The following is a 505-nucleotide window of genomic DNA, read 5'->3' as shown; positions in this document are numbered from 1 at the left end:
CGTGGGCGTCGCCCGGGGTCGGGTAGGGGTCCTGACCGAGGATCACCGCGCGCACGCTGTCGAGCGGCGTCAGCGTCAGGGCGTTGAAGATGTTCTCGGGCGCCGGCAGCACCCGGGCGCCGGCCTCCCGGCGGGCATCGACCGCCTCGGCCACCCGCTCGGCGCTGCCGTCCCGGAAGAACGGCAGGGCGAGCCAGGGAGAGCCGGCGGCGCGGAAGCGGGCGAGCGCGCCCGCGACGGAATCGTCTGTCGGCAAGGAGACCTCGGGATCGCGGCAGGGTCAACGGATGGTCAGGCGCCCCGTCTCGATGGTCAGGGGCGCGTTGGCGCGGATGTAGGACATCACCACGGTGGCGACGAGCGTGCCGTCGGTGGCGCCAACCAGCGTCTGCCCATCCGCGAGCATCCCGTAATCGTTGCCGCCGCCGAGCATGAAGTTGTTGGCCGCCACCGTGTAGGTCCGGGCCGGGTCGAGCGGCGCATCGCCGACGCTGACCGCCACCAC

1 protein-coding gene and 1 pseudogene are annotated in these 505 nt (G+C 73.1%); both read right to left on the bottom strand.

Going from position 1 to position 505, the window contains the following annotated elements:
* Positions 1–256, bottom strand: a pseudogene (locus VQ02_RS34135) (uracil-DNA glycosylase); the annotation flags it as partial.
* A 24-nt stretch (positions 257–280) separates the two neighbouring features.
* Positions 281–505: 5'-nucleotidase C-terminal domain-containing protein (locus VQ02_RS34130; protein ID WP_209437111.1), on the bottom strand; the 225-nt coding region annotated here is incomplete at its 5' end.

The organism is Methylobacterium variabile (assembly GCF_001043975.1).
GTDB classification, from domain to species: Bacteria; Pseudomonadota; Alphaproteobacteria; order Rhizobiales; family Beijerinckiaceae; genus Methylobacterium; species Methylobacterium variabile.
The sequence above is the reverse complement of the archived record's forward strand: the minus strand, read 5'-3'. Positions and strand labels throughout refer to the sequence as shown.